We start from the raw sequence: 26,192 nt of genomic DNA, 5'->3' as shown, positions 1-26,192 counted from the left end.
CGGATTCACCTGCCATTCGCCCTCCCCTGTTCCCGCATCGGCGCCACAGGGTTCATGCTATGCATACACATCAGACGCAATCGGCAGGAGCACACAGGCAATGGGCAAGACCCGGGTCGGCATCATCTTCGGCGGTCGTTCGGCCGAGCACGAGGTCTCGCTGCAGTCGGCGAAGAACATCCTCGACGCGCTGGACAAGGAGCGCTTCGACGTCAGCCTGATCGGCATCGACAAGCAGGGCCACTGGCACCTGAGCGATCCGCAGCAGTTCCTGCTCAATCCCGGCGATCCGGCCAAGATCGCGCTGAACCGCTCCGGCAATGCGCTGGCGGTGCTGCCCGGCCGCGAACGGGCGCAGCTGGTGCCCAGCGACCCGGCCACGGCGCTGGCGCAGATCGACGTGGTGTTCCCGATCGTGCACGGCACCCTGGGCGAGGACGGCTCGCTGCAGGGCCTGCTGCGCATGGCCAACCTGCCCTTCGTCGGCTCCGGCGTGCTCGGCTCGGCGGTGGCGATGGACAAGGACGTGGCCAAGCGCCTGCTGCGCGACGCCGGCCTGCCGGTGGCGCCATGCGTCTGCTTCAACCGCGCCACCGCGGCCAGGGCCGATTACGACGCGCTGGTCGCGCAGCTGGGCACTCCGCTGTTCGTCAAGCCGGCCAACCAGGGCTCGTCGGTGGGCGTGAGCAAGGTGCGCGACGCGGAGGAGTTCCGCACGGCGATGGCGCTGGCGCTGTCCTTCGACCACAAGGTGCTGGTCGAATCGGCTATTGCCGGACGCGAGATCGAGTGCGCGGTGCTGGGCAACGACCACCCCGAGGCCAGCGTCTGCGGCGAGGTGGTGGTGCACGACGACTTCTACGCCTACGACACCAAGTACATCAGCGCCAACGGCGCCGAGACGGTGATCCCGGCCGACATCCCGGCCGAGGCGCAGGAGCGCATCCGCCGGATCGCCATCGCCGCCTACCAGGCGCTGGACTGCGCCGGCATGGCGCGCGTGGACGTGTTCCTCACCCCGGCCGGCGAGGTCGTCATCAACGAGATCAACACCCTGCCCGGCTTCACCCGCATCAGCATGTATCCCAAGCTGTGGGGCGCCAGCGGCCTGGACTACACCGCGCTGATCACCCGCCTGGTGGAGCTTGCGCTGGAGCGCCACGCCGCCGACAAGGCCCTGCGCAGCTCGATCACCGGCGCATGACCGGCGCCGCCCTGGCCGATGCCGGTGGCGTGCCCCGCGTACCCGCCGGCGACGATCTGCCGGCCCTGCTGGCGCTCAACAACGCGCATGCCGTCGAACTGTCCTGGCAGGCGCCGGACGCATTCGCGCGCCTGCTCGACCGCGCCTGTTTCGTGCGCTGCATCGGCGCGGCCGATGCGCTGCTGGTCGCCCTCGACCAGGACGCGCAGTACGACAATCCCAACTTCGCATGGCTGGCCGCGCGCCATCCGCGCTTCGTCTACATCGACCGCGTGGTGGTGGCCGCACACGCGCGCGGCCGCGGCCTTGCGCGGCGCCTGTACGACTCGCTGATCGAATACGCGCGGGTCCACGGCCAGCAGCGGCTGGTGTGCGAGATCAACGCCGAACCGCCCAATCCGGCGTCGCTGGCGTTCCATCGTGGACTGGGCTTCGCGCCGATCGGCCAGGCGCGCCTGCCGGGCGGCAAGACCGTCACCTACTTCGAGCGGGTGCTGCGCGCCTGAACCCACCGCCGGCCGGCAGCGGCCGGCGGCGGGCCCGATTCATCCCTTCCTGCGGAACAGGGAGATCACCGCCAGGATCAGGAACACGACGAACAGGATCCAGGCGATGTTGCTCGCCGCGCCGGCGATGCCGCTGAACCCCAGCAGCGCGGCGATGATGGCGATGACGAAGAACACGATGGCGTAGTGCAGCATGTCGGCCTCCTCGATGAAGACGCGTGGGCGTGGCCGAACTGTGCCAAGCCGCGCATCACGGCACGGTGATGAACCGTGAACAGGCCGTTCGCCGGAACCGGCTCAACCTCCTGCGCGCGCGCTGTCGCGAAGCCGGCGCAACCCTTCCTCGATCGACACCTTCGGCACATAGCCGAAGTCGCGCCGCGCAGGCTCCATCGAATACCAGTGCGGCGTGCACAGCTGTTCGGCGAGGAAGCGCGTCATCGGCGGCTCGCCGCGCAGCCGCAGCAGCGGCCACAGCCTCTCGCACACCGCGCCGATACGATACGCGGCCTTGAAGGAGATCGACTTCTCCACCGCCGGCGCGCCCATCGCCGCGAGCAGCTTGTTGAGCAGCTCGCGCATCGGCAGCGGCTCGCCGTTGGAGATGAAGTAGGCCCTGCCGGCGCAGGCCGCGCCCGCCACCAGGTGGTCGAAGGCATCGAAGTGCGCCTGCGCGGCATTGTCGATGTAGGTCGTGTCCACCTTGTTCAGCCCGTCGCCGACGAAGCGCAGGCGCCCGGCACGGGCGCGCTCGGCCAGGCGCGGTACCAGCTGGTTGTCGCCCGGGCCCCAGATCAGCCGCGGGCGCAGCGCCACGGTGGCCAGTTCCGGGCCGTTGGCGGCCAGCACCTCGCGCTCGGCGATGGCCTTGGTGGCCGCATACGGCGCCTGGAAATCCTCGCCGTAAGGCACTTCGTCCGCACCCAGCCCTTCCACCGGATGGGTGGCGCGATGGGTCACGCTGGGCGTGGAGGTGTAGACCAGCCGGCCGATGCCGTGCGCGCGGCAGGCGTCGAGCACGTTGCGCGTGCCCACCACGTTGGCCTGGAAATAGCTGTCGTAGCTGCCCCACGCGCCGGCCTTGGCGGCATTGTGGAATACCGCATCGACGCCCGCGGCGGCATGGCGCACGGCATTGGCGTCGGCCAGGTCGCCGCGGATCTGGCCCACGCCCAGCTCGGCCAGCGCCGGGTAATGGCCACGATTGAAACTGAGCACCTCATGCCCGCGCTCGACCAGGCCGCGGCAGAGCGCCTGCCCGAGGAAACCGCCGCCACCGGTGACGAGGATTTTCATTCTTCCGGATGTCCCTGTTGGAGGGCTCCGCCTCCCCAGCCCTTCCCTTCGCCTGCGGCAAGATGAAGGATGCACGATGCTGCGGCTTTTACCCCCTCCCTTTCGCCGCAGGCGAAGGAGAGGGCTGGGGAGGGGTGCCGTTGTTCTGCGAAACAGCGCGCAGGATATCCTCCAAGACGTCCCCCGTCCTCACCAGCACATCGTCGTTCCAGTAGCGCAGCACCCGGTAGCCGAGAGCCTCTAGCACTTCAGTGCGCTGCGCGTCGTAGTCGGCCTGCTCGAGATACTGCCCGCCGTCCAGTTCGACGATGAGTTTCAGCGCAGGACAGACGAAGTCGGCGATATAGCCGGCCAGTGGCATCTGCCGGCGGAAACGATGGCCGGCAAGGTTTCGCTTGCGAAGGAATAGCCAGAGGTGGCGTTCAGCATCGGTCGCGTTGTTGCGCAAGTGGCGTGCGCGGCGACGGAGCATGTCCATGCTTGTCTTAGTCCATTGGAAAGCAGGTGCAAAAGCTACCCCTCCCCAACCCTCCCCTTCGCCTGCGGCGAAAGGGAGGGGGCAAATCCGACAGCACACGGCAAACTGCCCCTATCCCCTCCTCTGCGCGCAGCGCATGGGGGAGGGTTGGGGAGAGCTAGCTTTACCTCACACCAAGCCCGTGGCCCAGGCGGCAAGTTTCTCGCGGCCGATCTTGGCGTTGTGGCGGATATCGACCGGGAAAGCGGGATGGCGCAAGTAGTGGCAGATACCGGCCAGGTGCGGATGGCGCGCGGCCAGCGCGCGCAGCTGCGGCTCGACCGTCGCCGCATCGGCGCCGGGCAGCAGCTCGTAGCACAGCACCGGCAACTGCCTGCCGAACTCACCCACGCCGACCAGCGCGGTGCGGCGCACGCCGGGCACGGTATTGAACACCGGCTCGGCCTGCTCGGTGTACAGCGGCCCGGCGGCGGTTTCCACGCGCTGGGTCTTGCGCCCGCAGAACCACAGCCGGCCCTGGTCGTCGAACCAGCCGACGTCGCCCATGCGGTGCACGATGCGCTGCCCGCCATCGGCCAGGGTTTCGCGGATCTTGGCCGCCGCGGTGGCCTGCGGGCGGTTGTAGTAGCTGTCGGTGGCGGTGGGGCCGGCCACGGTGATCTCGCCGACGATGCCGGCGGGCAGTTCGCGCGCGCCGCTCCAGTCGGGGATCGGCGCATCGTCGATGGCGATGATGCGCACCACGTTCGGCGCCACCACGCGGCCGACGCAGGTGCCGGCGCCGGCCTCGGTCGCCTCGCGGGTGTCCTCCAGCTCGCGGCCTTCGATCACCGCCACCGGCAGGCATTCGGTGGCGCCGTACGGCGTCCAGAACTGCGCGTGTGCGGGCAGCAGCTCGCGGATCTTCGCCACCACCTGCGGCGGCACAGGTGCGCCGGCTGAGGTCGCGCGCGTTACCGTCGGCAGCGGCTGGCCGTGCTCGGCCAGCACCCGCATCAGTGCCGGCGAGCCGAACAGCTGGGTCACGCCGAAGCGGGCGATGGCATCGTGCAGCCGGCGCGGGTCGGCGCTGCCGGGCCGGGTCGGGTCCATGTCCGGGATCACCGAGGTCAGGCCCAGCGCGGGGTCGAACAGCGCGAACGGCGGGAAGGTCGGCAGGTCCACGCCGCCGGCCTCCATGCCGAAGGCGTTGCGCAGCAGCTCGACCTGGCCGACGAAATGGCGGTGGCGATAGACCACGCCCTTGGGCACGCCGGTGGAGCCGCTGGTGAACAGGATCGCGGCCACGTCGTCGGGTGCGGTATCGGCCAGCTGGCTGCCGGCGCCGGCACCGGCCGCCTCGATCTTCGCCAGGGTGGTGCCGCCCCAGCCCCAGCGGGTGCCGACGGTGACCAGCCGCCTGGCCGACTTCGCCCAGCCCAGCAGCAGCCGCGCCACATGCGCCAGCCCGATGCCGATGAAGGCCTGCGGCTGCGCTTCGTCCAGGCACCGGCGCAGCGCGCGCCTGTCGATGCCCGGATCGACCAGCACCGGCACCGCGCCGCTCTTGAACAGGGCGAACATCAGCAGGAAGAACTCCGGCCCCGGACGCACCATCACCACCGTGCGCACGCCGCGGCCGATGCCGTGGGCGGACAGGCCGGCGGCGATGGCGTCGCTGCGCGCGTCCAGGCTGCAGTAGTCCAGGGTTACGTCGTAGGCGGCCATGCCGCCGGCGCCGGGCCGGCCCGGGCAGCGGATGGCGACCTGGTCGGGCCGTTCGCGCGCCAGCTCGGGCAGGCGCGCGGCGATGTTGCACGGTTCGTTCATCTTCCTATTGTCGCCGCTGAAGAAAATTCTTGCGCGCGGCCCCGGCGCGTGGAAAATTTTCCGCCTCCCCGCCCATATCAGCCGCGCGAAGGCCGGCCGCCATGCTCCATCCCTGCCTCACCTGCGGCGCCTGCTGCACCCAGTACCGCGTCGCCTTCCACTGGATGGAATCGGACGAGTTCACCGAGGGTGGCGTGCCGCACGAACTGACCGAGCGCCTGGATGCGCACCGCCTGTGCATGCGCGGCACCTATTCGGACCCGATCCGCTGCGTGGCGCTGGATTCGGAGATCGGCGTGTATTCGCGCTGCAGCATCCACCCCAACCGGCCCAGCGTGTGCCGCGAGGTGGATGCATCATGGGAATACGGCAAGGCCAGTTCGCAGTGCGACCGTGCGCGCATCGCCCACGGCATGGCGCCGCTCACCCTGGCTGACTGGCGCTGGCGCGACGAAGCGGACAACGACGGCGACCACCCGGACGACAACGGCAACAGCCCTTCGTCGCCACCGAACACGCCTGTCGCGGCGTAAGCGCGAATCCGCGCTGCGCCGCCCCACGGCCACCGCGTAGATCGTGGGCCTCGGCTCATCGTCCTCCCCATCCCTCCGCGCCTGTCGGCGCGCGCGCCCTTGATTCAAGCGGAGCTCTTCGCCGGTCGCACAGGGCGCCAAGCCTCCCGCACTGCAGGAGCGACTTCAGTTGCGAAAGGGCTTTGCCGGCAAGACCCCATCGCGACTGAAGTCGCTCCTACGGAAGCAGGGGCACGCCGGGGCTCAGCCGATCGGATTGCGTTCCAGGAACGCCCGTACCGCCGGCACGATTACCTCGTGCTTGTCTTCCAGCACGTAGTGGTTGGCGTCCTCGAAGGCCATGACCTCGGCCTGCGGCAGCGCCCTGCGGAAGCCGGCCAGGAAATGGTGGTCGAAGCAGATGTCGCGCAGGCCCCAGGCGATGAACGCCGGGCGGTCGGCGAAGGAAGGCAGCGCCGCGGCGGCGCGCTCCAGCAGCGGCCAGGCCCGGTCGGCCGGCGACAGCGGGATGTCCTGCATGAAGCGGATGGTGGAGATGCGGTTGTCCCAGCTGTCGTACGGCGCCACGTAGGCGCGGCGCACGTCGGCCGGCATGCGCCGGCTCACGCCCAGCCACGAGGCGCCTGCCGAGAACGCGTTGAAGGTGCGGATGAACCACTCGCCCGGCTTCCAGTGCCGGCCCATGGCGATCTGCCACGGCATCGGCTTTTCCGCCGGCAGCGGGAAGGAGGCGGTGTTGGTGATGACCAGGCGCCTGACCTGCGCGTTGTGCGCCAGCGCCCAGCCGAAACCGATCATGCCGCCCCAGTCGTGCACGGCGAGCGTGATCGGCCCGGTGATGCCGAGGTGGTCGAGCAGCGCGGCGACGTCGTCCACGCGCGACTGCAGGGTGTAGTCGTAGCGGCTGTCGTCCGGCTTGTCGGACAGGCCCATGCCGATGTGGTCCGGCACGATGCAGCGGTATTTGTCGTCCAGGCCGTTGACCAGGTGCCGCCACAGGTAGCTCCACGACGGATTGCCGTGCAGCATGACGATCACCTCGCCATCGCGCGGGCCTGCGTCGATGTAGTTCATCGACAGGCCCGGGCGGACCTCGAAACGGTGGGTGGTGGCGGGGTAACCGGGGAACTGCATCGGCGGTTTCACGCAATCGCGGACTGGGCGCGCATTGTAGGCCAATGCGCCTGCCGGCCCTCCTGCGGCCGATGGCGGCACAATGGCAACGGCCGAGGATGGAGCAACCGTGAGCGCAACGTTCGATGCCCTGATGACGCGCGTCCGCGCCTGCCGCCTGTGCGAAACCCACCTCCCCCTGGGCTGTCGTCCGGTGCTGCAGGCTTCGCCACGGGCGCGCCTGTTGATCGTCAGCCAGGCGCCCGGGCGCAAGGTGCACGAGACCGGCATTCCCTTCAACGACCCCAGCGGCGAGCGCCTGCGCGGCTGGCTGGGGATCGACCGGGCGGTGTTCTACGACGCGGCCAGGGTCGCCATCGTGCCGATGGGCTTCTGCTTTCCGGGCACCGGCAGGAACGGCGACCTGCCGCCGCGGCCCGAATGCGCCCCCACCTGGCATCCGCGGTTGCTGCCACGGCTGGAGCAGCTGCGCCTGACGCTGGCGATCGGCCAGTACGCGCAGGCCGGCCTGCTCGGCGACCGCCGCGGACGCACGCTCACCGAGACCGTGCAGGGCTGGCGACAGCACCTGCAGCGCGGCGTGCTGCCGCTGCCCCACCCCAGCCCGCGAAACCGGCTGTGGCTCAGCCGCAACCCGTGGTTCGAACACGATCTGCTGCCGGTATTGCGCGCGCGGGTGGCCGACGCGCTGGCCGGCTGAGCCGGCGCACCCACGACCGGACCAGTCGGCACCGGATGCCGCAAAAGCGGAAGATTGCGGCTGCCGGCCCGATCCACCCGGATGCGGGATCCGGACCCGCAGCGACTACCATGCACGCCCACCCCACGACAGCGGCCGCCATGTCCACGCCTCCCCCCTTCCTCGACGACAACCAGATCGAACGGCTGTCCAGCCTGCTTGAGCAGCGCGCGGTGCCGTTCAAGGGCCTCAACCTCGAGGCGCTGGACGGCTTCCTCTCGGCCCTGGTGGTTGCGCCGGCGTCCGCGCCGCCCAGCCAATGGCAGCCGCAGGTCTGGGGCGGCCAGGTGCCGCGCTGGAACGACGAGGACGAAGCCCTCCAGGTCCAGAACCTGCTGATGGGCCACTGGAACATGTGCGCCGCACGTGCGCGGTTCGAGGGCGAGGACCTGCCCGACCACCTCGCGCCGCTGATGTGGCTGCCGGAAGACCCGGAGCAGGCCGAGGACGCCCTGGCCGAATCCGAGCTCGATGTGGGCCGGGACTGGGCGCTGGGCTTCTTCACCGCGGTCATGCTGCATGAAGCGGAATGGGACAAGTGGCTGGACGAACACGAGTGGATCGAAGAGATCTTCGACCTGCTCGACCAGCTGGCCAGCGGCGAACGGATCGATCCGGAGAACCCCGGGGCGCCGCCGGCCAAGGTCACCTACCGCGAACGACTGGACATCACCATGGAGCTGCCGGCGATGCTGGCCGACCTCAACCGCCACCGCGTCGACGCCCTGACCCCGCGCGTGCCGATCCGCCGCGACGCGGAACCCGGCCGCAACGATGACTGCCCCTGCGGCAGCGGAAAGAAATACAAGAAGTGCTGCGGGCTGAACTGAGCGGGCGGGGCAGGCCTGCCCAGACGCCGAACCCCTGGCCGGGGTTGCATCCCCGGCCTCTCCGGCCCGGCGAAGGTTCCGGGCCCTCCCGGCACACACCATCCCCCGTAGAGCCCGCACAGGGCGAGCCCACGCCCGTACAAGGCACGGGGTGATGGCCGGCGAAGTGCGGGCGGGGGCCGCCACGCAAAACGCCCGCAAGTGCTGCTTGCGGGCGTTTCGGGGTTTCACGCCAGTGCGGCCTGGCAGACCATGGCGGCGCTGCGGGCGCCGGTGTTACCAGACCACCTCGGCCATGGTGCAGTTCAGGCCCGAACCGATCCCCATCAGCGCGACGCGGTCGCCCTTCTTGAGCTTGCCCAGCTGGCGCAGCTTGCTCAGCACGATCGGCACCGAGGCCGGGCCGACATTGCCGTGCTCGCCGAAGATGGTCATCACCTTCTTCGGGTCGATGCCGAAGGCCTTGATGAAGGCGTTGGTGTGCGGCTGGCTGACCTGGTGGATGACGAACTGGTCGATTTCGTCCACCGCCCAGCCCAGCGCGATGCGCGTGGCTTCAAAGGTCTTGGTGGCCAGCTTGATGCCTTCGATCAGCAGCAGGCGGGTGTCGGTGACCATGCGGTCCAGGTTGCCCACGCACAGCTTGTTCCACTGGTTGGCCGCGCGGGTCACGCCGCCCTTGTAGCGCGGCGCGTCGGGCACCAGCTCGGCGCGGGCCAGCACCATGGCGGCAGCGCCCGAACCGGTGGTCAGCGCGGCGAACTCGTCGCGCAGCTGCTGGGCGGTGACGTCCGGCGCCATCATGCGCTCCAGGGTCTTTTCATAGACCAGGTTGGAGCTTTCGCCGTCGACGATCAGCGCGTAGTCGATGTCGCCGCGCTCGATCATGCGCGCGGCCACGTCCATGCCGTTGATGAAGGCCAGGCAGGCGTTGGCGATGTCGAAGGTGACGCAGTCCTCGCCGATGCCCAGGTTGCCGGAAACGATGGAGGCGGTGGACGGCTCCAGGTAGTCGCGGCTGACCGAGGTGTTGACCAGCAGGCCGATGCGGTCGGCGGACACGCCGGCATCTTCCAGCGCCTTGCGCCCGGCCATCGTGGCCGCGTCCGAGGCCTGCGTGCCCTGGTCCCACAGGCGGCGCGCGTGGATGCCGGCGACATCGCCCAGCATGTCGGCGCGGATGCCCAGGCGTTCCAGCGTCGGCTGCAGCCGCTCGTTGATTTCCTTGGAGGTCAGCGTATGCGGCGCGTCGACATGCGCCAGTCCCGCGATCGAGACATTCTGGAAAGGCATCGGGAGGCGCCAGGACTCAGGCGAAGGGGGCGCTATTCTAGCGGCTGGCCGCCCTTGACGCATCTTTAACGATTTTCGGGCCGTGCGTATGGAGGCGGCCCCGCCTGCGGCCAGACGGAATGCGCTCCGGCCGGGAGCTTCCGGCAGGACGGCAGGCCGACGACAGGGATGCCCCGGGCCGGGACATGGTCAAGTAGAAAGCGCATGGGACGAAGCGCCGCTTCGATCGGGACGCCGCCCACGGCCGGCGCATCGCCACGCTACGGAAGGCGGTCCGCGACCGCCCTCATTCAATGCAACCGTTGAAGGAGCAGGCGCGAGCCGGCGGCCGCGTCAACGGCACTGCCAGGCGCTGAAGCGCTGGCTGCCGTCCGCCGGCGGAGCCGACGCCTGGATCGCGTTGGCACCGGCGCTGGGCGCCTCGTTGCGCGCCAGGGTTTCCAGCTCTTCCTGCACGCGCAGCGGGTTGCGGTTGTAGAAACCCACCTTGCTCTTGACCGAGACCACGATCTCGCCCTTGGCGACGCAGCCCGGCGCCACGGGGCCGGCCGGCAGCACCCGCACCGACTTGCCGCCGCTTTCGATCGGCACCCAGGTGCAGGCGGCGGTGCTGGCAATCAGGGCGGTAAGGATCAGAGCGCGCATGGACAGGTCCTTGTGGAGATCGGAACGGATTGTGCCGTTCATGGATGAATCGATGATGATCCGCGGCCCGCCCCGCGAAGGGCGGGCCGCGGCAATGCCTTACTTGGCGGCCGGCACCGGGTTGCCGTCGCTGTCGATCACGATCACCTCGCCCAGGCCGAGCGCGCGCACCGGCGCCTCGGTCTGCTTGAGATCACCGACCACCACCCAGGTCAGCTTCGACGGATCCAGCGTCTTCGCCGCTTCGGCCACCTGCGCCGGGGTCATCGCCTCGATCTCGGCCTTGCGCTTGAACACATAGTCGTCCGGGCGCTGGTAGCGCACGATGCCGCCGATGGTGTTCATCACCGCCGAGGCGGTCTCGTAGGCGCCCGGCAGGCTCAGCGTCTGGATGTTGCGGATGCGGGCGACCTCCTCGGTCGTCGGCGGACGCTGGCCGCTGGCGAACTGGCTGATCTCGGCCTGCATTTCCTTCATCGCCTCGCCGGTCTTGTCGATCTGCACCGGCGCCACCGCCATCCACGGCCGCTGCCCCAGCGCGCCGCTGGCGCTCGAACGCGCGCCATAGGACCAGTGCTTGTCCTCGCGCAGGTTCATGTTCAGGCGCGAGGTGAAGTCGCCGCCGAGCACGCCGTTGGCGATGTCGAAGCGGGTCGCGCCCGGGTCCATGGTCGATGGCACGACTTCGCCGGCGAACAGGTTGGCCTGCACCGCACCGGGCTGGTCGATCAGGTACACGCGGGCCTTGTCCGGACGCGCGACCGGGGACGGCGCACCCACCTTCGGCGCCACTCCATCGCCCTTCCAGTCACCGAGCTGGCGGTCCAGCAGCGGCACGATCTCCTTCAGCGTGGTGTCGCCGACCACGACCAGGGTCGCGTTCTCCGGGCGCACCCAGTCCTTGTGGAAGGCCACCAGGTCTTCGCGGCCCAGCGCCTGGATCGCCGCCTCGTCGCCGCTGCCGGTGAACGGGATCGCGTACGGATGCCCCTTGCCGTACAGCAGCGGCGGCAGCACGCGCATCGCCACCGCGTTCGGATTGACCTTCTCCTGCTTGATGCCGGCGATCCAGGTGGCCTTGATGCGGTCGATCTCGCTCTGGTCGAAGCGCGGCGCGCGCAGCGCATCGGCATACAGGGCCAGCGACGGCGCCAGGTTCTCCTTCAGTGCCGACAGGTAGACGTTGGCGCCGTCCAGCGAGGCGCCGGCGCCGATGCGTGCGCCCAGCGCGTCGGCGGCATCGGCGAAGCCCAGCGCACCGAGCTTGCCTGCGCCTTCGTCGAGCATGCCCATGGTGAAGTTGGCGGTGCCCGGCTTGCGCCCCTGGTCGGCGGTGAAGCCGCCCGGGAACTCGTAGCTGAACTGCACCACCGGGACGTCGTGGCGCTCGGCCAGGACCACCCGCGTGCCGTTCTTCAGCGTGGCGCGCTGCAGCTGCGGGAACTTCAGCTCCGGGAAGGTCGCGGTCTGCGGCACGCCCGCGCTGCGGTCGACCTGGGAGGGCAGCACGCGGTACTTCGGATCGACCGCCGGCACGTTGAACGGCGCCGGCTTGCCCGAGGGCAGCTCCTCCAGCGCCACGCGCTCACCCGGCTCGACCACCAGGGTGTGGTCGCCCACGCCCAGCCACCTGGCGCCGACCGCCTTCAGGTCGGCGGCATTGGCGTTGCGGATGGTGGCCAGCGAGGTGCGGAAGCAGCCCGGGTCGCCTTCGTAGACGGCGCATTCGGCCAGCGCGTCGGCCTTGCCGCCGAAACCGCCGATGCGCTCGATGCCGCGGATGAAGCCGGCGCGGAACGCGGTCTTGGCGCGCGCCAGCTCATCGGCGCTCGGGCCTTCGGCCACCAGCTTCTTCAGTTCCTCGTCGATGACCGCCTCGACCCTGGCCGGGTCCACGCCCTGCTTGACCGTGGCCATGATGATGAAGTTCGAGCCCAGCTGCGACGGACCGACCATGGTGCCGATGTTGTCCACCAGCTTGTCCTGGTGCAGCAGCCGCTGGTCCAGGCGCGAGGACTTGGCCCCGCCCAGCACCTGCGCGAAGAGCTGCAGCTGGTCGATGTCGGTGGTGCCGACCTGGGCCACGTTCCAGGCGCGGTAGATGCGCGCCTGCGGCACCTTGTCGGTCATCACCTCGCGGGTGGAGGCCGCGCGCTGGGCCACGTCGACCTTGGGCTGGGCCATGGTCGGGCCGGCCGGGATGTCGCCGAAGTAGCGGGCGACCTTCTCCCTGGCGGTGGCCACGTCGATGTCGCCGGCCAGCACCAGCACCGCGTTGTTCGGGCCGTACCAGGTCTTGAACCAGGTCTTCACGTCGTCCAGCGAGGCGGCGTTGAGATCGTTCATCGAGCCGATCACGCCATGGTGGTACGGGTGGCTGGCCGGGTACAGGGCGCGGGTCAGCTTGTCCCACACCTGGCCGTAGGGCTGGTTCTCGCCCTGGCGCTTCTCGTTCTGCACCACGCCGCGCTGCTCGTCGAGCGCGGCCTGGTCGATCGCGCCGACCAGGTGGCCCATGCGGTCGGACTCCATCCACAGCGCCATGTCCAGCGCGGTGGTCGGCACGTTCTGGAAGTAGTTGGTGCGGTCGGTGTTGGTCGTGCCGTTCTGGTCGGTGGCGCCGACCTGCTTGAAGGGTTCGAAGAACTCGCCATGGTGGTTCTCGCTGCCCTGGAACATCAGGTGCTCGAACAGGTGGGCGAAACCGGTGCGGCCGGACGGCTCGTCCTTGGCGCCGACGTGGTACCAGATGTTGACCGCCACGATCGGCGCCTTGCGGTCGGTGTGCACCACCACGCGCAGGCCGTTGGGCAGGGTGAACTCCTCGAACGGGATATCCACCGCCGGCGCGGCGGCCGGGGCCTTCGCCGCGGCGGTCAGCGGCACGCCGGCGAGTCCGCCAAGGGCGAGGCCGAGCGCGGCGGCGAGAAGGGCGGTCCGGGGTGTTGCTGCGTTCATCCCACTTTCCTTGAGCAATGAATGTGAACGCCGATCCTACCCGGCATGCCATCGGAGGGCATACGCCATGCGTCATGGGTGGCAGCCACCCAGGCACGTCTTTATTGCCGGTCGCCGACGCATCGCTTGCCTGCGCCACACCGCTTCCTTCCGGGCGACGCATTCCCTTCGCCGGCAATGAACCATCAACACGCCCATGGCCGCTCCGCTGTCCGCGGACGCCGGCCGCTGGCTGCACCGTCCGGACAGCGGACACTCCGGCGATGAGAAATATCCTTGAAAATCAAAATGATGCGATTGGCACGCATCCTGCTTGAGTAATACCAGCAACCAGTCAAAACCGAAGCGATCATGACTGGATGCTGAACAAATCGAAGGAAAGCAAAAAATTCCTTGCATCTCGAGATTTGGTGTATTACTTTACTACCACACCACCGCTCACAAACACCAAGCAGGCCCGCCATGAACACCAAAACCTTCGCCATCGCCCTCGTCCTCGCCGCCGGTTTTGCCGCCTCCGCGCATGCCGCCAATATCGTCACCCTGGAAACCGTGCAGGTGCGTCCTTCCGCCGACCAGCTGGCCCAGGCCGAACTCGAGCGCAGCAGCGCCATCCCGACCCTGTCCTCGGTGCAGGTGCGCCCGACCGCCGGCCAGATCGTCGAACTGGCTGCCGAGCAGGCTGCCGCCCAGCTCGCCGCGCACACCCCGGTGGCGATCGGCGCCAGCATCGGCCAGTGGATGGTCTCGCTGCCGGCCATCACCGTTCGCCCGGACGCCCAGCAGATCAAGACGCTGGCCGCCGATCTGGCCACCGACACCCTGGGCCAGGTCGCCAACGGGATGGTCGCCAAGTGAGTCGTCGTCCCGATCCGGACCTGTCCGTGCCGCCCCTGCACGGCGCGCGGCCTGCACCATCGCCCGCCATTGGCCGCAGCGGCGCGGACAGGTTCTAACGAGACGACCACGGCGTAAACTCCGCCGATGACCGCTCCTCCCGTTTTCCATGTACTGCTGTACCAGCCCGAGATCCCGCCCAATACCGGCAACGTGATCCGGCTCTGCGCCAACACCGGCGCCCGGCTCCACCTGATCGAACCGCTCGGCTTCGACCTCAGCGACAGGCAGCTCAAGCGGGCCGGCCTGGATTACCACGAGTACGCGCGCATGCAGGTCCACCCGGACCTGGACACCGCGCTGGCGCGCATCGCGCCCAACCGCCTGTTCGCCATGAGCACCCGCGCCAGCGTGCGCTACGACACGGTGCGCTTCGCCGATGGCGACGCCTTCCTGTTCGGCCCGGAAACGCGCGGCCTGCCGCAGGACCTGCTCGACAGCCTGCCCGCCGGCCACCGCCTGCGCCTGCCGATGCAGCCGGACAACCGCAGCCTCAACCTGTCCAATTCGGTCGCCGTGGTCGTGTTCGAGGCATGGCGCCAGCATGGATTTCCCGGCGGCCAGTGAAGCAAGGGCATGGCGACAGGTAGCGCTGGACAGGCCTGCATCAGTATGCTCGGCAACCCCCGCATACCAATGCGCCAACCACCGGAAGGATGATGCTGCGTATCGCTATTGCCACAGGACTGCTTGGACTCGCCTTCACCGGCCAGATCCATGCGGCTTCAACGAATCCGATGATCGACGCGGGCAAGCCACTGGCTCCGCAGATCGATCGCATACAGACCGAACTGGCGGACAACAAGACCTACAGCGAGCTGAAGCAGGCAGACCGTGCCCAGGTCGTCGATGCGCTTTCGCGGATCCGCGGGAAGCTTGGCGACGACGGCGTGCTGCCCCCGCTGGACCCGGCCGCCCAGGCGGAAGTCGCCAGCGACCAGACGCTGGTCAATACCATTCTCGCCAAGGCCAAGGCAGACAGCCGGCTCATCTGCCGCCGCGAGACGGCAATTGGCAGCAACCGCGCCCAGACCGTCTGCATGACCGTGGCCGAGCGCGCGGCGATGCGCGAACAGACCATGGATGTGATGCGCAAGACCGGCATCAGCCAGCCGGAAAACCGGCCCTGAACCTCCGACGGCTGCGGGCTCACCCGCAGCCGTCGATCACGCCCGCCGCCTGCAGTTCCCGCAGGCGGTCGGCGTCGAGCGACAGCATCTCTCCCAGCACCTGCGCGGTGTGCTGCCCCAGCACCGGCGCGGCCTGCTGGTACTGTAGCGGCGTGGCCGAGAACCGCAGCGGATTGCGCACCCCCGGCACGGTGCCGCCGGTGGCGTGCGGCAGGTCGACGCGCAGGCCGCGCGCGCGGACCTGCGCATCGTCGAAGACCTGGTCGATACGGTTGACCGGACTGGCCGGCACCACCGCCTGCTCCAGCGCGGCCAGCCACTCGGCCGCCGGGCGGGCGCGCAGGCGCCGCTGCAGCAAGGGCACCAGTTCGGCGCGATGCGCCACACGCGCGGCGTTGGTCGCATAGCGGGCATCGGCGGCCAGCTGCGGCTCGCCGATCACGTCGCACAAACGCGCGAACTGCGCGTCGTTGCCCACCGCCAGCATGAAATGGCCGTCTGCCGCCGGCATCACCTGGTAGGGCACGATGTTCGGGTGCGCCGTGCCCTGCCGCTCCGGCACCACCCCGCCGACCAGCCAGTTCGAGGCCTGGTTGGCCAGCCACGCCACCTGCGTATCCAGCAGGGCCAGGTCGATCTGCTGGCCCTGCCCGGTGCGCTCGGCATGGCGCAGCGCAGCCAGGATCGCACTGGCCGCGTACATGCCGGTCATCAGGTCGGTGGCGGCCACGCCCACCTTCTGCGGTCCGCCGCCGGGCGCACCGTCCGGCTCGCCGGTCACGCTCATCAGTCCGCCGACGGCCTGGATCGCCGCGTCGTAGCCGGCGCGGTGCGCGTACGGCCCGTCCTGGCCGTAGCCGGTGATCGAGCAGTACACCAGCGCCGGGTTGATCGCGCGCAGGCTGGCATGGTCCAGCCCGTACTTCGCCAGCCCGCCGACCTTGTAGTTCTCCACCAGCACCTGGCACCGCGCGGCCAGCGCGCGGATCAGCGCCTGCCCCTGCGGCCGGGTGAAGTCGATGGCCACCGAACGCTTGCCGCGGTTGGCGCACAGGTAATACGCCGACTCGCCGGTGTCGTTGCCCTCGGCATCCTTCAGGAACGGCGGTCCCCAGCCGCGGGTATCGTCGCCCACGCCGGGGCGCTCGACCTTGATGACCTCCGCGCCGAAATCGGCCAGCACCTGGGTGGCCCACGGCCCGGCCAGGATGCGCGACAGGTCGAGCACGCGGATACCTTCGAGCAGCTTCATCCGATCACCACGCAGTCCGCAGGCAGGAAGGTTGCCATGTCCAGACGCCTGGCAACACCGCCATGCCCAGCCGCGGACCATCGCCACGCCCGGCGCGACCTGCCCACGCTCAGTAGTCTTCTTCCGCCGCCTCGCGCCCCTGCTGGCGGATGAGGGCTTCCTCGCGGGCGTCGTTGATTGCCTCGCGGACGCCGTCCAGGTCGACCGCGCGCAGGTCCGGGGTGAATTCGCCGGTCAACGCGCTGTCAGGCTGCAGGTCGCCGGCCTGGAACAGCTCCCACATTTCCTCGCCATACCAGGTATCGAACAACTCCGGCGCCGAGCGCCCGAGCCAGGCGGTGAGGTTGTTGACGTCGCGCAGCAGCATCGCGCGCGCGGCGTTGTTGCCGCCGGCGCTGACCACCTGCGGGAAATCGATGACCACCGGGCCATCCGGGCCGACCAGCACGTTGTAGGGCGACAGGTCGCCGTGGATCAGGCCGCAGCACAGCATCAGCTTGACCTGCTGCACCAGCACCGCATGGAACCGCCGGGCCTGCGCGGCGTCGAGCTCGACCTCGCCCAGGCGCGCGGCGCTGAAGCCCTCGGCGTCGGTGACCAGTTCCATCACCAGCACGCCGTGGAAATAGCCGAACGGCTCGGGCACGCGCACGCCGGCCCCGCGCAGCTGGTACAGCGCATCCACCTCGGTGTTCTTCCACGCCGCTTCCTGCTGCCTGCGGCCGTACTTGCTGGCCTTGCCGATGGCGCGCGCCTCGCGCGAGCCGCGCACCTTGCGTCCTTCCTGGTACTGCACCCGCTGCTGGAAACTGCGCTGGGCCATGTCCTTGTAGACCTTGGCGCAACGGATCTCATCGCCGCTGCGGACGACATAGACGGCCGCTTCCTTGCCGCTCTTGAGCGGGCGCAGCACTTCGTCGATGACGCCGTCGTCGATCAGTACCTGCAGTTGTGGGGGTGTCTTCATGTCCAGTCATGCGAAAGGCGGCCGGCATGATCGCATGCAGGCCGCCTGGCATTCAGAAGGCGCGTTCAGAACGCGTTTATGCCGGTCAGTTCGCGGCCGATCACCAGCTGGTGCACGGTCTCGGTGCCTTCGTAGGTGATGACCGACTCCAGGTTCAGTGCATGCCGGATCGCACCGTGCTCGGTGGTGATGCCGGCGCCGCCGAGCAGGTCGCGGCATTCGCGGGCGATGTCGATGGCCAGGCGGCAGTTGTTCCACTTGGCCAGGCTGACCTGCTGCGGCTGCATCTGCCCGGCATCCTTCAGGCGCCCCAGCTGCAGCACCAGCAGCTGGCCGGCGGTGATGCGGCGGGCCATGTCGGCCATCTTGATCTGCGCGCTCTGGGTGGCGGCCACCGGGCGGCCGAACAGGATGCGCTCCTTGGTGTAGGCCAGCACTTCGTCCAGGCAGGCGATCGCGGCGCCCAGCGGGCCCCAGGTGATGCCATAACGGGCCTGGGTCAGGCAGCCCAGCGGACCCTTCAGGCCCTTCACGTTGGGCAGGCGGTTGGCGTCGGGCACGCGCACGTTGTCGAAGAACAGCGCTCCGGTCACCGAGGCGCGCAGGCTCATCTTGTGCTTGATTTCCTGGGCGGTGAAGCCCGGGGTGCCCTTCTCGACGACGAAGCCCTGCACGCCCTCCTCGGTATTGGCCCAGACGATGGCGATGTCGGCCACGGAGCCGTTGGTGATCCACATCTTGGAGCCGTTGATCACCCAGTCGCCGCCGTCCTTGACCGCGCGGGTCTTCATGCTGGCCGGGTCGGAACCGCCGTGGGCTTCGGTCAGGCCGAAGCAGCCGATCACCTTGCCGCGCGCCATGTCCGGCAGCCAGCGCATGCGCTGCTCTTCCGAGCCGTAGGCATAGATGGGGTACATGCACAGCGAGCTCTGCACCGAGACGAAGCTGCGCAGGCCCGAGTCGCCGCGCTCCAGCTCCTGGCAGATCAGGCCGTAGCTGACGCCGTTGAGGCCGGCGCCGCCGTACTGCTCGGGCAGGGTGCAGCCGAGCAGGCCCATGTCGGCGATCTCGGGGATCAGTTCGTCGGGGAAGCGGCCCTGGTCGAAGCAGTCGCCGATGATCGGCAGCACGCGTTCGTCGGTGAAGCGGGCCACGGAATCCTGCACCGCGCGTTCCTCCTCGCTCAGCAGCGAACGCACGTCGAACAGATCGAAGGGGTTGAGGGTCTTCAAAGTCATTGCTGTCTCGGAAAGCTGCCGTCACGGCGGGGAGGGTGGACGGATAAGGTAGTCCATTCAGGCCATCAGGATTGCTGCGGCCGCACGTTGACAAAGCGCCCGCGCCCCGGTCCGCCCCGCGCCCCGGCCGGCCGCCTCGCGGCCCTCCGGCCCCAACCAACGGAACAGGCACGCCTGGCAGCCGACGCGGTATGGTGTCGCCCTTTCCGCCCTCCGAAGCCCGCCGATGCCTGCCAATCCGTCCGTTGCCGACCCGGCTCCGCCGTCGCAGAAACTGGAACGCGCGCTCAAACCGCGCCAGCTGATCATGATGGGCCTGGGCAGCGCGATCGGCGCCGGCCTGTTCCTCGGCTCGGGCGTGGGCATCCAGGCCGCCGGCCCGGCGGTACTGCTGTCCTATCTGGTCGCCGGCACGCTGGTGATCATCATGATGCACGCCATGGGCGAGATGGCCGCGGCGCGGCCGGCCAGCGGCGCGTTCTCGGTGTACGCCGCCGACGCGCTGGGGGCCACCGCCGGCGCCACCATCGGCTGGCTGTGGTGGGTGCAGCTGGTGATCGTGATCGCCGCCGAATCGGTGGGCGCGGCCGGCCTGCTGGCGACGCTGCTGCCGCAGCTGTCGGTGCCGCTGACCTCGCTGGCGTTCATGGTGGTGTTCACCGTCATCAACCTGATGGGCGTGCGCAACTACGGCGAGTTCGAGTTCTGGTTCGCCATCCTCAAGGTCGCCGCGATCATCGCCTTCATCCTGGTCGGCATCGCCCTGCTGTGCGGGCTGCTGCCGGGCGTGGCCTCGCCGGGCCTGTCCAATGTATTCGACCACGGCGGCTTCGCACCCAAGGGCCTGGCCGGCGTCGGCGCGGCGCTGCTGGTGGTGGTGTTCGCCTTCGGCGGCACCGAGATCGTGGCGGTGGCCGCGGCCGAAACCCAGGACCCCGAGCGCAGCCTGGCGCGCGCGATCCGTACCGTGGCCTGGCGCATCCTGGTGTTCTACATCGGCTCGATCGGCGTGATCATCGCGGTGGTGCCGTGGACCAGCGAGTCGCTCAAGTCCCCGTTCGCCGCGGTGCTGCAGGTCGCCAACATCCCCGGCGCGGCCACCGGCATCACCGTGATCGCGGTGATCGCCCTGCTCTCGGCGCTCAACGCCAACCTCTACGGCGCCTCGCGCATGATCCACTCGCTGGCCGCGCGCGGCGAGGCGCCACGCTGGCTGGCGCGCATCAGCCGCAGCCAGGTACCGGTGCTGGCGGTGCTGGCCAGCGTGCTGTTCGGCTTCGCCGCCACCGTGCTGGAGCTGCTGTACCCGGACCGCGTGCTGCCGGTGCTGCTGAACGTGGTCGGTTCGACCTGCCTGCTGGTGTGGACCCTCACCCTGCTCTCGCAGCTGATCCTGCGCCGCCGCGCCGAGCGCCTGGGCACGCCGCTGCCGTTCCGCATGGCCGGCTTCCCCTACCTGACGGTGCTGGCGCTGGCGATCCTGGCGTTGATCTTCGTGCTGCTGCTGTCGGCGCCGGAAACCCGCCTGCAGTTCCTGTCGATGGCCGCGCTGACCGCCGCCATCGCCGTGGTCAGCGGGCTGGCGCGGCGCTTCCGCGGGGCCTGAACGCCCCGCGGGAAGCCGCGGAAATCCGGGGCCGCTCCACGGCGGGCTTGTAACCGCGTGCGACTGACGGCAGGCTGCGCCCATCCGAGGCCCGCCATGCCCACGCCCGATCCCCGCGTCGATGCCTACATCGCCAGCGCCGCCGCCTTCGCGCAGCCGATCCTGCGCGAGATCCGCCAGCGCGTGCATGCGGCCTGCCCGGAGGCGGAAGAAGCGATCAAGTGGGGCATGCCCGCCTTCCTGCATCGCGGCAGGCTGCTGTGCGGCATGGCCGCCTTCAAGGCCCATGCCGCGCTGAACCTGTGGTCGCGCGACGGCGGCAGGCAAGACGACGGCGAAGCGATGGGCCAGTACGGCCGGCTGCTGTCGGTGGCCGACCTGCCCGGCAAGCGCGCATTCGCCGGCCAGCTGCGCCAGGCCATGCAACGCATCGATGGTGGCGCGCCGGCCCTCAAGCGCACGCCGCGGCCGCCGCTACCCATGCTGCCGGCATTCGCGCAGGCGCTGGCCGCGGCACCGCAGGCCAGGGCCACGTTCGACGGCTTCGCCGCCAGTGCCCAGCGCGACTACCTGGAATGGATAGGCGAAGCCAAACGCGAAACCACCCGCCAGCAGCGCATCGCCCAGGCCATCGAATGGCTGGCGCAGGGCAGGCGCCGCCACTGGAAGCACGAAAAGCATTGACGCCGGCCCCGCCAACGATTCCACTTGCCCCCGAAAGCACGACACCGACACCCCCACGCAACGCCATGACCGATCTAGAAGACCTCATCCAGCGCGCCATCGACCCTTCGTCCGTCAAGCTGGAAGGCACCCTCACCAGTCCCCCGTCCTTCGGTGTCTATCTGATCGAGGACGCCGACACCGGCCACCAGCACTACCGCTTCGGCAGCCATCCGGTGCGCATGCAGGAGCTGGAGGACAAATTCGGCCGATGCGAACTGGAATACCTGTTCCTGTCGCGCGAGGACGCCGCGGCGGCGACCTCGGCGCTGAACAAGCGCGAGGAATAAGCGCGCCGCGCTTCATCGCGCGCCTTGGCGCATCCAGCCGGAATCGTCGGGCATTCCCGGCCCGGGCTTGTCCGGTATTGCCGCAGCGGGGCGTTGCCCCCGCCTACAGGCGGTTTGCGGCGCCTGGCAGCGCGAGGCGTGGCTTGGCCGCGAATGCTCCAGCGGAGCGCTGCCCCGCTCAACCGTGCCTCACCCGATCACCCGCCTGAACGGCGGCAGCGCGTCGATGATGCGCTTGCCGTAGCGGCGCGTGAGCAGCCGCGAGTCGAGGATGATCACGCGGCCGGTATCGGTGGAGGTGCGGATCAGGCGCCCGGCGAACTGGGTCAGCGTGCGCAGCGCGTGCGGGACCGCGATCAGGTTGAAGGAATTCAGCCCGCGGCTCTCGAACCACTCGCCCAGCGTCGAGGTCTGCGGATCGGTCGGCACCGCGAACGGCACCTGGGTGATGACCACCGTGGTGCAGGCTTCGCCCGGCAGGTCCAGGCCTTCGCCGAACGAGTTGAGCCCGAACAGCACCGAGCCCTCGCCGGCGGCAGTGCGGCGCAGGTGCTCGTCGATCATCTTCTGCTTGGCGCCCTCGCCCTGCACCAGCACCTTCCTGCGCTGCGTGGCCGGCATCAGCTCGGCCACTTTTTCCATCTTCCAGCGCGAGGTGAACAGCACGATGCTGCCCTTGTCCCAGTCCAGTTCGGCAGCCAGGTACTTCGCCACTTCCTTGGGGTGACGCTCGCGGTCGTCCGGCGTCACCGGGAACGGCGGCACCACCAGCTGCGCCTGGTTGGCCAGGTCGAACGGCGAGGCCAGCGATACCATCTCCGCCTCCTCGGGAATGCCGTTGTCGATGGACAGCGCCTGGAAATCGCCGCCGCCGGTGAGCGTGGCCGAGGTCATCACCACCGAATCCACTTCGTCCCACAGCAGCTTGCGCAGCACCATCGCCGCCGACACCGGCGAACAGTGCAGCACGTGCTCGCCGTCGCGGGTCAGGGTGATCCAGCGCGCCATCGGCGGCTGGCCTTCCTTGTCCTCGCGGCGCCAGCCGGCCCACAGGTCGTGCTGCTGCTGGATCATCTCCAGCGCCATGCCCAGGCTGCGCTGCAGGCGCTCGTGGCCGGCGTCCTCGGGCTTGCCCTTGGCGACCTGCGCGGCGGCCGCCGTGGCCCAGTTGAGCAGGGTGCGGGTCTCGTCGGCCAGCTCCTCGATCGGCTGTTTCCACGCTTCCGGCAGGCGGCCATTGGCGGCGCGCCACAGCGGCTCGCGCTCGTCCGCGGCGGGCGTCCACACCTGCGCGATGCCGTCGGCGAACACCCTGAGCAGCTTGCTCACGCGCGCCGCCGCCTCAATCGCCTCGTTCGGCAGCAGGTTGCCGATCTTGTCCCTGTCCACCGCGCGATACGCGCCGGCGATGATGATCTGCAGGCGCCCGGTGCGTCGCGCCATGTCGTCCAGCGGCAGGCTGGCCGCGCCCTGGTCGATGGCGACATTGCCGATGTGGTGGCCTTCGTCCAGCACCAACAGCATGTCGGCGGGCGGTGCGATCAGCGGCTGGCCGTTGTCGGACTCGCCGATGGACAGCGCCGACAGCAGCAGCGCATGGTTGGTGACCACGATCTGCGCCTCGCGCACCTCGTTGCGCGCGCGCAGCACCGGGCACTGCGTCGAATAGGCGCAGCGGCGCCCGGCGCAGCCCGAGGCCGGCGTGGTGATGCGCAGGCGCAGGCCGGGCGTGACCGCTTCCGGCGCGTTGTCCAGGTCGCCGTTCCAGCGCCCTTCGGTGAAGGCGCGCATCAGCTTGCCGGCCACGTCCATCTCGATCGGCGCCAGCGGCCGGTCGTAGAGCTGCACCTCGTCGCCGAACATGCCCTCCTGCGCGCCCTCGCCCTGCGCCTCGGCGGCGTTGCGCGTGCACAGGTAGCGGGTGCGGCCCTTGGCCAGCGCCACCGTGGCCTGCAGGCCGGTGGCCTTGAGGAAGTTGGGGATGTCGCGCTCGACCAGCTGCGACTGCAGCGCCACCGTGCCGGTGCTGACCACCAGCTTCTTCTTCGACGCCAGCGCGATCGGCACGCCGGCGGTCAGGTAGCCCAGGCTCTTGCCGACACCGGTCGGCGCCTCGACCACGCCCACCCCGCCGGTAGCCAGCGCGCGCGAGACCACCCCGATCATCTGGCTCTGCGAGCGGCGCGTGCTGAACCCGGGCGTGTTGGCCTGCAGCTTCGCGTAGGCGTCGCGGATGGCCGTCTTCACTTCCTCGGTCAACGCCCGCGGCGCTTCCACTTTTTCCGTCACGCCGTTCTGCCGCCTGCTCCGTTCATGGCCGGCATTTTCCCATACCGGCGCGCGGCCGCCGACCTACGCCGGTTCAGCCTGGTGCGCCGGCGTTTCCGCGCAGCGCCCTGGCCAGCGCCCAGGCCAGCAGCACGAAACCGGCCGCTTCCAGCAGCGACAGCATGAAATGGCCGATGCCCAGCCAGGTATTGAGCCCGGCGATGCCGTCGAAATTACCGGCGGCGATCATCAGCAGCGGCAGCACCGACAATGCGGCGCCGAACAGCGTCACCGCCATCAGGATCGCCAGCGCCCACAGCGCCGCGCTGCGCGCCGCCGCTTTCGGCGCGCCGAGCAGCAGCACCAGCGCCACGCCCAGCGCGATCATCACCGGCAGGCGGTAGCCGACCGATACCAGCAGCGAGCTCAGCAGTTGCGCGTGGTCCATGCCGCTCAGTCCGCGGTGACCAGGGTAGCGGCGCGCTCGCGCAGTCCCGCATAGACCTCATCGGTTCCGGGACGCACGCCATGCCACTGCTGGAAGCTCTCGGCGGCCTGCTCGACCAGCATGCCCAGCCCGTCGAAGTAATTGCGGCAGCCGGCCGCGCGCGCCCAGGCCAGGAACGGGATCGCCGCCTCGCCGTAGTTGAGGTCCACCGCGGTGGTCAGGCTGTTGACCAGCGACAGCGGCAGGCTGAAGGCCGCGCCGTCGCTGCGGCCGGCGGAGGTGGCATTGATGATCAGTTCGAAGTCGCCCTGTTCGCGCAGCGCCTCCCAGTACGCCGAAATCGCGCGGCCCGGCTCGCTCATCGCATCGACCAGCGCGTCGGCGCGCTCGGGCGTGCGGTTGGCCACGACCAGTTCGAGGATGCCGGCATCGAGCAGCGCCGGCGCCACCCCGCGCGCGGCGCCGCCGGCGCCGAGCAGCAGCACCCGGCGGCCGCGCAGGTCCAGGCCGTGGCGGCCGGTCAGGTCGCGCACCAAGCCGATGCCATCGGTGTTGTCGCCATGCCAGCGCGTGCCCTTGCGCAGCAGGGTGTTGACCGCGCCGGCGCGCTGCGCGCGCGAAGTAGTGGTGGCGCACAGCGCGAACGCCGCTTCCTTGTGCGGCAGGGTCACGTTGGCGCCAACGCCGCCGCCGGCGGCGAAGGCTTCCAGCGCGGCGGCGAACTCCTGCGGCGAGGCCTCGATGGCGCGGTAGTCGATTTCGATCCCCTCCGCCCTGCCGAAGGCGGCCTGGATGCGCGGCGACTGCGAATGGGCGATGGGTTGACCAAAGACGGCATAGCGGGCGGCGCTCATGGTGATCCTCTGCATGACCTAGACTGACGCGATCCCTGGCTTGCGGAATCTCCATGCGGATCCGATCGCTGCTGCTCGCGCTGTCTGCGAGTCTACTCTTTGCGCCGCAGGTGACGGCACTGGCCGAGTTCGGCATCGAGGGCATCGGCGTGGTCTCCACCCGCGCCGACGAACTGCGCGCCACGCGCTCGGCCGATGGCCGGCGACTGGTCTGGGCCAGCAACCGCGAAGGCGGCGCCGGCGGCTGGGATCTTTGGCAGGCCACGTGGCAGGAGTCGCGCTGGACCGATGCGCGCCCGCTGCCGTTCAGCACCGCCGCCGACGAGGTCGATCCGTTCCTGAGCGCCGACGGACGCTGGCTGTACTTCGCCTCCAACCGCGAGGGCGGCCATGGCGGCTTCGACCTGTACCGTGCGGCCCTGCTGGACGACGGCGGCTTCGGTCCCGCGCAGAACCTGGGCGCGACGATCAACGGCGCCGACGACGAGCGTTCGCCCGCCCTGCGCGAGGACGACGGCTCCCTGCTGCTGGCCAGCAACCGCGGCGGCGGGGCCGGCGGCTGGGACCTGTGGAGCGCACGCCGCGCCGGCGACGGTTTCGCCGCGCCGCAGCCGATGGCCGGCCTCAACAGCCCAGGCGACGAACTGGACGGCAGCTGGCTGGCGGGGGGACGCGCGGTGGTGTTCGCCCGCGGCAACAGCAGCGGCGGCGCGCAGCTGCAGCTGTCACATTGCCGCAACGGCCGCTGGAGCGCGGCCGAACCGCTGGCGCTGTCGTTCAACACCGCCGAGGGCGACACCCGCGCGGCACTGGTCGATGCCAGCACCCCGGGCGAACTGCTGGTCAGCGGCCACGCACGCGCACCGCGCGCCGGCGGCTTCGACCTGTACCGGATGCGCGCGCCGGCCAGCAATGGCAGCGACGATTGCCGATAGGCGCATCACAGGGCCACGCCGATGGACAGTCCCGGTTGAAGCCCCCAGCAGGGCGATGCCCCGCTCTACACGATCGGGGCGTGGCGTTGTAGCGCCGGGCAACGCCCGGCGGGGCCGCCCCGGTAAAACCCAGCGGGACATTGCCGCGCTCTACACGAT

General features: G+C 69.7%; 26 protein-coding genes. 12 read left to right on the top strand and 14 right to left on the bottom strand.

Annotated elements, in window-relative coordinates; genetic code table 11:
• Positions 1 to 100 precede the first annotated feature (100 nt).
• Positions 101 to 1,204: a D-alanine--D-alanine ligase gene (ddlA, locus tag ABB22_RS01665; RefSeq protein WP_055766924.1), complete on the top strand. Its 1,104-nt coding sequence runs from the start codon at positions 101 to 103 to the stop codon at positions 1,202 to 1,204.
• Positions 1,201 to 1,710: a GNAT family N-acetyltransferase gene (locus ABB22_RS01660; RefSeq protein WP_082443528.1), complete on the top strand. Its 510-nt coding sequence runs from the start codon at positions 1,201 to 1,203 to the stop codon at positions 1,708 to 1,710. Before ddlA ends, ABB22_RS01660 begins: the two co-directional genes overlap by 4 nt.
• A 39-nt stretch (positions 1,711 to 1,749) precedes the next feature.
• Here ABB22_RS01660 and ABB22_RS17625 read toward each other — a convergent pair whose 3' ends face one another.
• The 4 genes from ABB22_RS17625 to oleC all read right to left on the bottom strand — a co-directional run bounded on the left by ABB22_RS17625 (position 1,750) and on the right by oleC (position 5,293).
• The gene (locus ABB22_RS17625) at positions 1,750 to 1,905 is read right to left on the bottom strand and encodes a DUF1328 domain-containing protein (protein ID WP_082443529.1); all 156 of its coding nucleotides are present in this window, start codon (positions 1,903 to 1,905) and stop codon (positions 1,750 to 1,752) included.
• A gap of 102 nt (positions 1,906 to 2,007) precedes the next feature.
• Positions 2,008 to 3,006, bottom strand: a complete 999-nt coding sequence (oleD, locus tag ABB22_RS01655) for a 2-alkyl-3-oxoalkanoate reductase (RefSeq protein WP_055766925.1) — start codon at positions 3,004 to 3,006, stop codon at positions 2,008 to 2,010.
• 88 nt (positions 3,007 to 3,094) lie between these two features.
• Positions 3,095 to 3,484, bottom strand: coding sequence for an endonuclease domain-containing protein (locus ABB22_RS01650; RefSeq protein WP_055766928.1), 390 nt, complete (start codon positions 3,482 to 3,484; stop codon positions 3,095 to 3,097).
• Positions 3,485 to 3,652: 168 nt separating this feature from the next.
• A complete protein-coding gene (oleC, locus tag ABB22_RS01645) occupies positions 3,653 to 5,293 on the bottom strand; it encodes an olefin beta-lactone synthetase (RefSeq protein ID WP_055766931.1) in 1,641 nt (546 codons plus the stop codon).
• A 101-nt stretch (positions 5,294 to 5,394) separates the two neighbouring features.
• On the opposite strand from oleC, the gene ABB22_RS01640 reads away from it, so the two are divergent.
• Positions 5,395 to 5,826 (top strand): YkgJ family cysteine cluster protein, encoded by a 432-nt coding sequence (locus tag ABB22_RS01640; RefSeq protein WP_055766933.1) that lies wholly within the window; start codon positions 5,395 to 5,397, stop codon positions 5,824 to 5,826.
• A 243-nt stretch (positions 5,827 to 6,069) separates the two neighbouring features.
• On the opposite strand, the gene ABB22_RS01635 is transcribed toward ABB22_RS01640, so the two are convergent.
• Complete coding sequence (locus ABB22_RS01635; protein ID WP_055766938.1) at positions 6,070 to 6,960, bottom strand: alpha/beta fold hydrolase; 891 nt, start codon at positions 6,958 to 6,960, stop codon at positions 6,070 to 6,072.
• A gap of 109 nt (positions 6,961 to 7,069) precedes the next feature.
• On the opposite strand from ABB22_RS01635, the gene ABB22_RS01630 reads away from it, so the two are divergent.
• Both ABB22_RS01630 and ABB22_RS01625 read left to right on the top strand, forming a co-directional pair.
• Positions 7,070 to 7,660, top strand: coding sequence for a uracil-DNA glycosylase family protein (locus ABB22_RS01630; protein WP_425477760.1), 591 nt, complete (start codon positions 7,070 to 7,072; stop codon positions 7,658 to 7,660).
• A gap of 140 nt (positions 7,661 to 7,800) precedes the next feature.
• The gene (locus ABB22_RS01625) at positions 7,801 to 8,529 is read left to right on the top strand and encodes a UPF0149 family protein (protein ID WP_055766943.1); all 729 of its coding nucleotides are present in this window, start codon (positions 7,801 to 7,803) and stop codon (positions 8,527 to 8,529) included.
• A 276-nt stretch (positions 8,530 to 8,805) separates the two neighbouring features.
• Here ABB22_RS01625 and ABB22_RS01620 read toward each other — a convergent pair whose 3' ends face one another.
• The 3 genes from ABB22_RS01620 to ABB22_RS01610 all read right to left on the bottom strand — a co-directional run bounded on the left by ABB22_RS01620 (position 8,806) and on the right by ABB22_RS01610 (position 13,425).
• The gene (locus ABB22_RS01620) at positions 8,806 to 9,822 is read right to left on the bottom strand and encodes a 3-oxoacyl-ACP synthase III (protein ID WP_055766946.1); all 1,017 of its coding nucleotides are present in this window, start codon (positions 9,820 to 9,822) and stop codon (positions 8,806 to 8,808) included.
• A gap of 333 nt (positions 9,823 to 10,155) precedes the next feature.
• Positions 10,156 to 10,467 carry a DUF4156 domain-containing protein gene (locus tag ABB22_RS01615; RefSeq protein ID WP_055767406.1) on the bottom strand — a complete coding sequence of 104 codons (312 nt, stop codon included), beginning with the start codon at positions 10,465 to 10,467 and terminating at the stop codon, positions 10,156 to 10,158.
• A 99-nt stretch (positions 10,468 to 10,566) separates the two neighbouring features.
• On the bottom strand, positions 10,567 to 13,425 hold the full coding sequence (locus tag ABB22_RS01610; RefSeq protein WP_055766949.1) for a M16 family metallopeptidase: 2,859 nt from the start codon (positions 13,423 to 13,425) through the stop codon (positions 10,567 to 10,569).
• 462 nt (positions 13,426 to 13,887) lie between these two features.
• Here ABB22_RS01610 and ABB22_RS01605 point away from each other — a divergent pair, with 462 nt between their 5' ends.
• The 3 genes from ABB22_RS01605 (at position 13,888) to ABB22_RS01595 (ending at position 15,452) form a co-directional block, all read left to right on the top strand.
• On the top strand, positions 13,888 to 14,283 hold the full coding sequence (locus tag ABB22_RS01605; RefSeq protein ID WP_055766952.1) for a hypothetical protein: 396 nt from the start codon (positions 13,888 to 13,890) through the stop codon (positions 14,281 to 14,283).
• 126 nt (positions 14,284 to 14,409) lie between these two features.
• Positions 14,410 to 14,889 (top strand): tRNA (cytidine(34)-2'-O)-methyltransferase, encoded by a 480-nt coding sequence (locus ABB22_RS01600; protein ID WP_055766955.1) that lies wholly within the window; start codon positions 14,410 to 14,412, stop codon positions 14,887 to 14,889.
• Positions 14,890 to 14,981: 92 nt separating this feature from the next.
• On the top strand, positions 14,982 to 15,452 hold the full coding sequence (locus ABB22_RS01595) for a hypothetical protein (RefSeq protein ID WP_156357988.1): 471 nt from the start codon (positions 14,982 to 14,984) through the stop codon (positions 15,450 to 15,452).
• Between the two features lie 19 nt (positions 15,453 to 15,471).
• Here the strand turns inward: ABB22_RS01595 and ABB22_RS01590 are convergent, their stop codons facing one another.
• The 3 genes from ABB22_RS01590 to ABB22_RS01580 form a co-directional block, all read right to left on the bottom strand.
• On the bottom strand, positions 15,472 to 16,704 hold the full coding sequence (locus ABB22_RS01590; protein ID WP_055766961.1) for a CaiB/BaiF CoA transferase family protein: 1,233 nt from the start codon (positions 16,702 to 16,704) through the stop codon (positions 15,472 to 15,474).
• Positions 16,705 to 16,813: 109 nt separating this feature from the next.
• Positions 16,814 to 17,671: a PA4780 family RIO1-like protein kinase gene (locus tag ABB22_RS01585; protein WP_055766964.1), complete on the bottom strand. Its 858-nt coding sequence runs from the start codon at positions 17,669 to 17,671 to the stop codon at positions 16,814 to 16,816.
• A gap of 65 nt (positions 17,672 to 17,736) precedes the next feature.
• Positions 17,737 to 18,909 (bottom strand): acyl-CoA dehydrogenase family protein, encoded by a 1,173-nt coding sequence (locus ABB22_RS01580; RefSeq protein ID WP_055766967.1) that lies wholly within the window; start codon positions 18,907 to 18,909, stop codon positions 17,737 to 17,739.
• Positions 18,910 to 19,135: 226 nt separating this feature from the next.
• Between ABB22_RS01580 and ABB22_RS01575 the strand changes: the two genes are divergently transcribed.
• The 3 genes from ABB22_RS01575 to ABB22_RS01565 all read left to right on the top strand — a co-directional run bounded on the left by ABB22_RS01575 (position 19,136) and on the right by ABB22_RS01565 (position 21,528).
• Positions 19,136 to 20,515 (top strand): amino acid permease, encoded by a 1,380-nt coding sequence (locus ABB22_RS01575; protein ID WP_055766971.1) that lies wholly within the window; start codon positions 19,136 to 19,138, stop codon positions 20,513 to 20,515.
• Between the two features lie 96 nt (positions 20,516 to 20,611).
• Positions 20,612 to 21,199 (top strand): YdeI/OmpD-associated family protein, encoded by a 588-nt coding sequence (locus ABB22_RS01570; protein WP_055766974.1) that lies wholly within the window; start codon positions 20,612 to 20,614, stop codon positions 21,197 to 21,199.
• A 65-nt stretch (positions 21,200 to 21,264) separates the two neighbouring features.
• Positions 21,265 to 21,528 (top strand): hypothetical protein, encoded by a 264-nt coding sequence (locus ABB22_RS01565; protein WP_055766976.1) that lies wholly within the window; start codon positions 21,265 to 21,267, stop codon positions 21,526 to 21,528.
• Positions 21,529 to 21,717: 189 nt separating this feature from the next.
• On the opposite strand, the gene dinG is transcribed toward ABB22_RS01565, so the two are convergent.
• The 3 genes from dinG to aroE all read right to left on the bottom strand — a co-directional run bounded on the left by dinG (position 21,718) and on the right by aroE (position 25,098).
• Entirely contained in the window at positions 21,718 to 23,817 is a 2,100-nt protein-coding gene (gene dinG / locus ABB22_RS01560) for an ATP-dependent DNA helicase DinG (protein WP_055766980.1), read from the bottom strand.
• Between the two features lie 73 nt (positions 23,818 to 23,890).
• Positions 23,891 to 24,244, bottom strand: coding sequence for a hypothetical protein (locus ABB22_RS01555; protein ID WP_055766984.1), 354 nt, complete (start codon positions 24,242 to 24,244; stop codon positions 23,891 to 23,893).
• A 5-nt stretch (positions 24,245 to 24,249) separates the two neighbouring features.
• Complete coding sequence (gene aroE / locus ABB22_RS01550; RefSeq protein WP_055767409.1) at positions 24,250 to 25,098, bottom strand: shikimate dehydrogenase; 849 nt, start codon at positions 25,096 to 25,098, stop codon at positions 24,250 to 24,252.
• A gap of 53 nt (positions 25,099 to 25,151) precedes the next feature.
• Here aroE and ABB22_RS01545 point away from each other — a divergent pair, with 53 nt between their 5' ends.
• Positions 25,152 to 26,033, top strand: a complete 882-nt coding sequence (locus tag ABB22_RS01545; protein WP_055766988.1) for a TolB family protein — start codon at positions 25,152 to 25,154, stop codon at positions 26,031 to 26,033.
• The last annotated feature ends 159 nt before the right edge of the window (positions 26,034 to 26,192 follow it).

The sequence above is a fragment of the Stenotrophomonas nitritireducens genome (genome assembly GCF_001431425.1).
In the GTDB taxonomy this organism is placed as follows: Bacteria; Pseudomonadota; Gammaproteobacteria; order Xanthomonadales; family Xanthomonadaceae; genus Stenotrophomonas; species Stenotrophomonas nitritireducens.
The sequence above is the reverse complement of the archived record's forward strand: the minus strand, read 5'-3'. Positions and strand labels throughout refer to the sequence as shown.

Excerpts from the sequence above, each read along its gene's own strand:
- ddlA (WP_055766924.1), top strand. The coding sequence starts at position 101 with ATGGGCAAGACCCGGGTCGGCATCATCTTCGGCGGTCGTTCGGCCGAG.
- ABB22_RS01660 (WP_082443528.1), top strand. The coding sequence starts at position 1,201 with ATGACCGGCGCCGCCCTGGCCGATGCCGGTGGCGTGCCCCGCGTACCC.
- ABB22_RS17625 (WP_082443529.1), bottom strand. The coding sequence starts at position 1,905 with ATGCTGCACTACGCCATCGTGTTCTTCGTCATCGCCATCATCGCCGCG.
- oleD (WP_055766925.1), bottom strand. The coding sequence starts at position 3,006 with ATGAAAATCCTCGTCACCGGTGGCGGCGGTTTCCTCGGGCAGGCGCTC.
- ABB22_RS01650 (WP_055766928.1), bottom strand. The coding sequence starts at position 3,484 with ATGGACATGCTCCGTCGCCGCGCACGCCACTTGCGCAACAACGCGACC.
- oleC (WP_055766931.1), bottom strand. The coding sequence starts at position 5,293 with ATGAACGAACCGTGCAACATCGCCGCGCGCCTGCCCGAGCTGGCGCGC.
- ABB22_RS01640 (WP_055766933.1), top strand. The coding sequence starts at position 5,395 with ATGCTCCATCCCTGCCTCACCTGCGGCGCCTGCTGCACCCAGTACCGC.
- ABB22_RS01635 (WP_055766938.1), bottom strand. The coding sequence starts at position 6,960 with ATGCAGTTCCCCGGTTACCCCGCCACCACCCACCGTTTCGAGGTCCGC.
- ABB22_RS01625 (WP_055766943.1), top strand. The coding sequence starts at position 7,801 with ATGTCCACGCCTCCCCCCTTCCTCGACGACAACCAGATCGAACGGCTG.
- ABB22_RS01620 (WP_055766946.1), bottom strand. The coding sequence starts at position 9,822 with ATGCCTTTCCAGAATGTCTCGATCGCGGGACTGGCGCATGTCGACGCG.
- ABB22_RS01615 (WP_055767406.1), bottom strand. The coding sequence starts at position 10,467 with ATGCGCGCTCTGATCCTTACCGCCCTGATTGCCAGCACCGCCGCCTGC.
- ABB22_RS01610 (WP_055766949.1), bottom strand. The coding sequence starts at position 13,425 with ATGAACGCAGCAACACCCCGGACCGCCCTTCTCGCCGCCGCGCTCGGC.
- ABB22_RS01605 (WP_055766952.1), top strand. The coding sequence starts at position 13,888 with ATGAACACCAAAACCTTCGCCATCGCCCTCGTCCTCGCCGCCGGTTTT.
- ABB22_RS01600 (WP_055766955.1), top strand. The coding sequence starts at position 14,410 with ATGACCGCTCCTCCCGTTTTCCATGTACTGCTGTACCAGCCCGAGATC.
- ABB22_RS01595 (WP_156357988.1), top strand. The coding sequence starts at position 14,982 with ATGCTGCGTATCGCTATTGCCACAGGACTGCTTGGACTCGCCTTCACC.
- ABB22_RS01590 (WP_055766961.1), bottom strand. The coding sequence starts at position 16,704 with ATGAAGCTGCTCGAAGGTATCCGCGTGCTCGACCTGTCGCGCATCCTG.
- ABB22_RS01585 (WP_055766964.1), bottom strand. The coding sequence starts at position 17,671 with ATGAAGACACCCCCACAACTGCAGGTACTGATCGACGACGGCGTCATC.
- ABB22_RS01580 (WP_055766967.1), bottom strand. The coding sequence starts at position 18,909 with ATGACTTTGAAGACCCTCAACCCCTTCGATCTGTTCGACGTGCGTTCG.
- ABB22_RS01575 (WP_055766971.1), top strand. The coding sequence starts at position 19,136 with ATGCCTGCCAATCCGTCCGTTGCCGACCCGGCTCCGCCGTCGCAGAAA.
- ABB22_RS01570 (WP_055766974.1), top strand. The coding sequence starts at position 20,612 with ATGCCCACGCCCGATCCCCGCGTCGATGCCTACATCGCCAGCGCCGCC.
- ABB22_RS01565 (WP_055766976.1), top strand. The coding sequence starts at position 21,265 with ATGACCGATCTAGAAGACCTCATCCAGCGCGCCATCGACCCTTCGTCC.
- ABB22_RS01555 (WP_055766984.1), bottom strand. The coding sequence starts at position 24,244 with ATGGACCACGCGCAACTGCTGAGCTCGCTGCTGGTATCGGTCGGCTAC.
- aroE (WP_055767409.1), bottom strand. The coding sequence starts at position 25,098 with ATGAGCGCCGCCCGCTATGCCGTCTTTGGTCAACCCATCGCCCATTCG.
- ABB22_RS01545 (WP_055766988.1), top strand. The coding sequence starts at position 25,152 with ATGCGGATCCGATCGCTGCTGCTCGCGCTGTCTGCGAGTCTACTCTTT.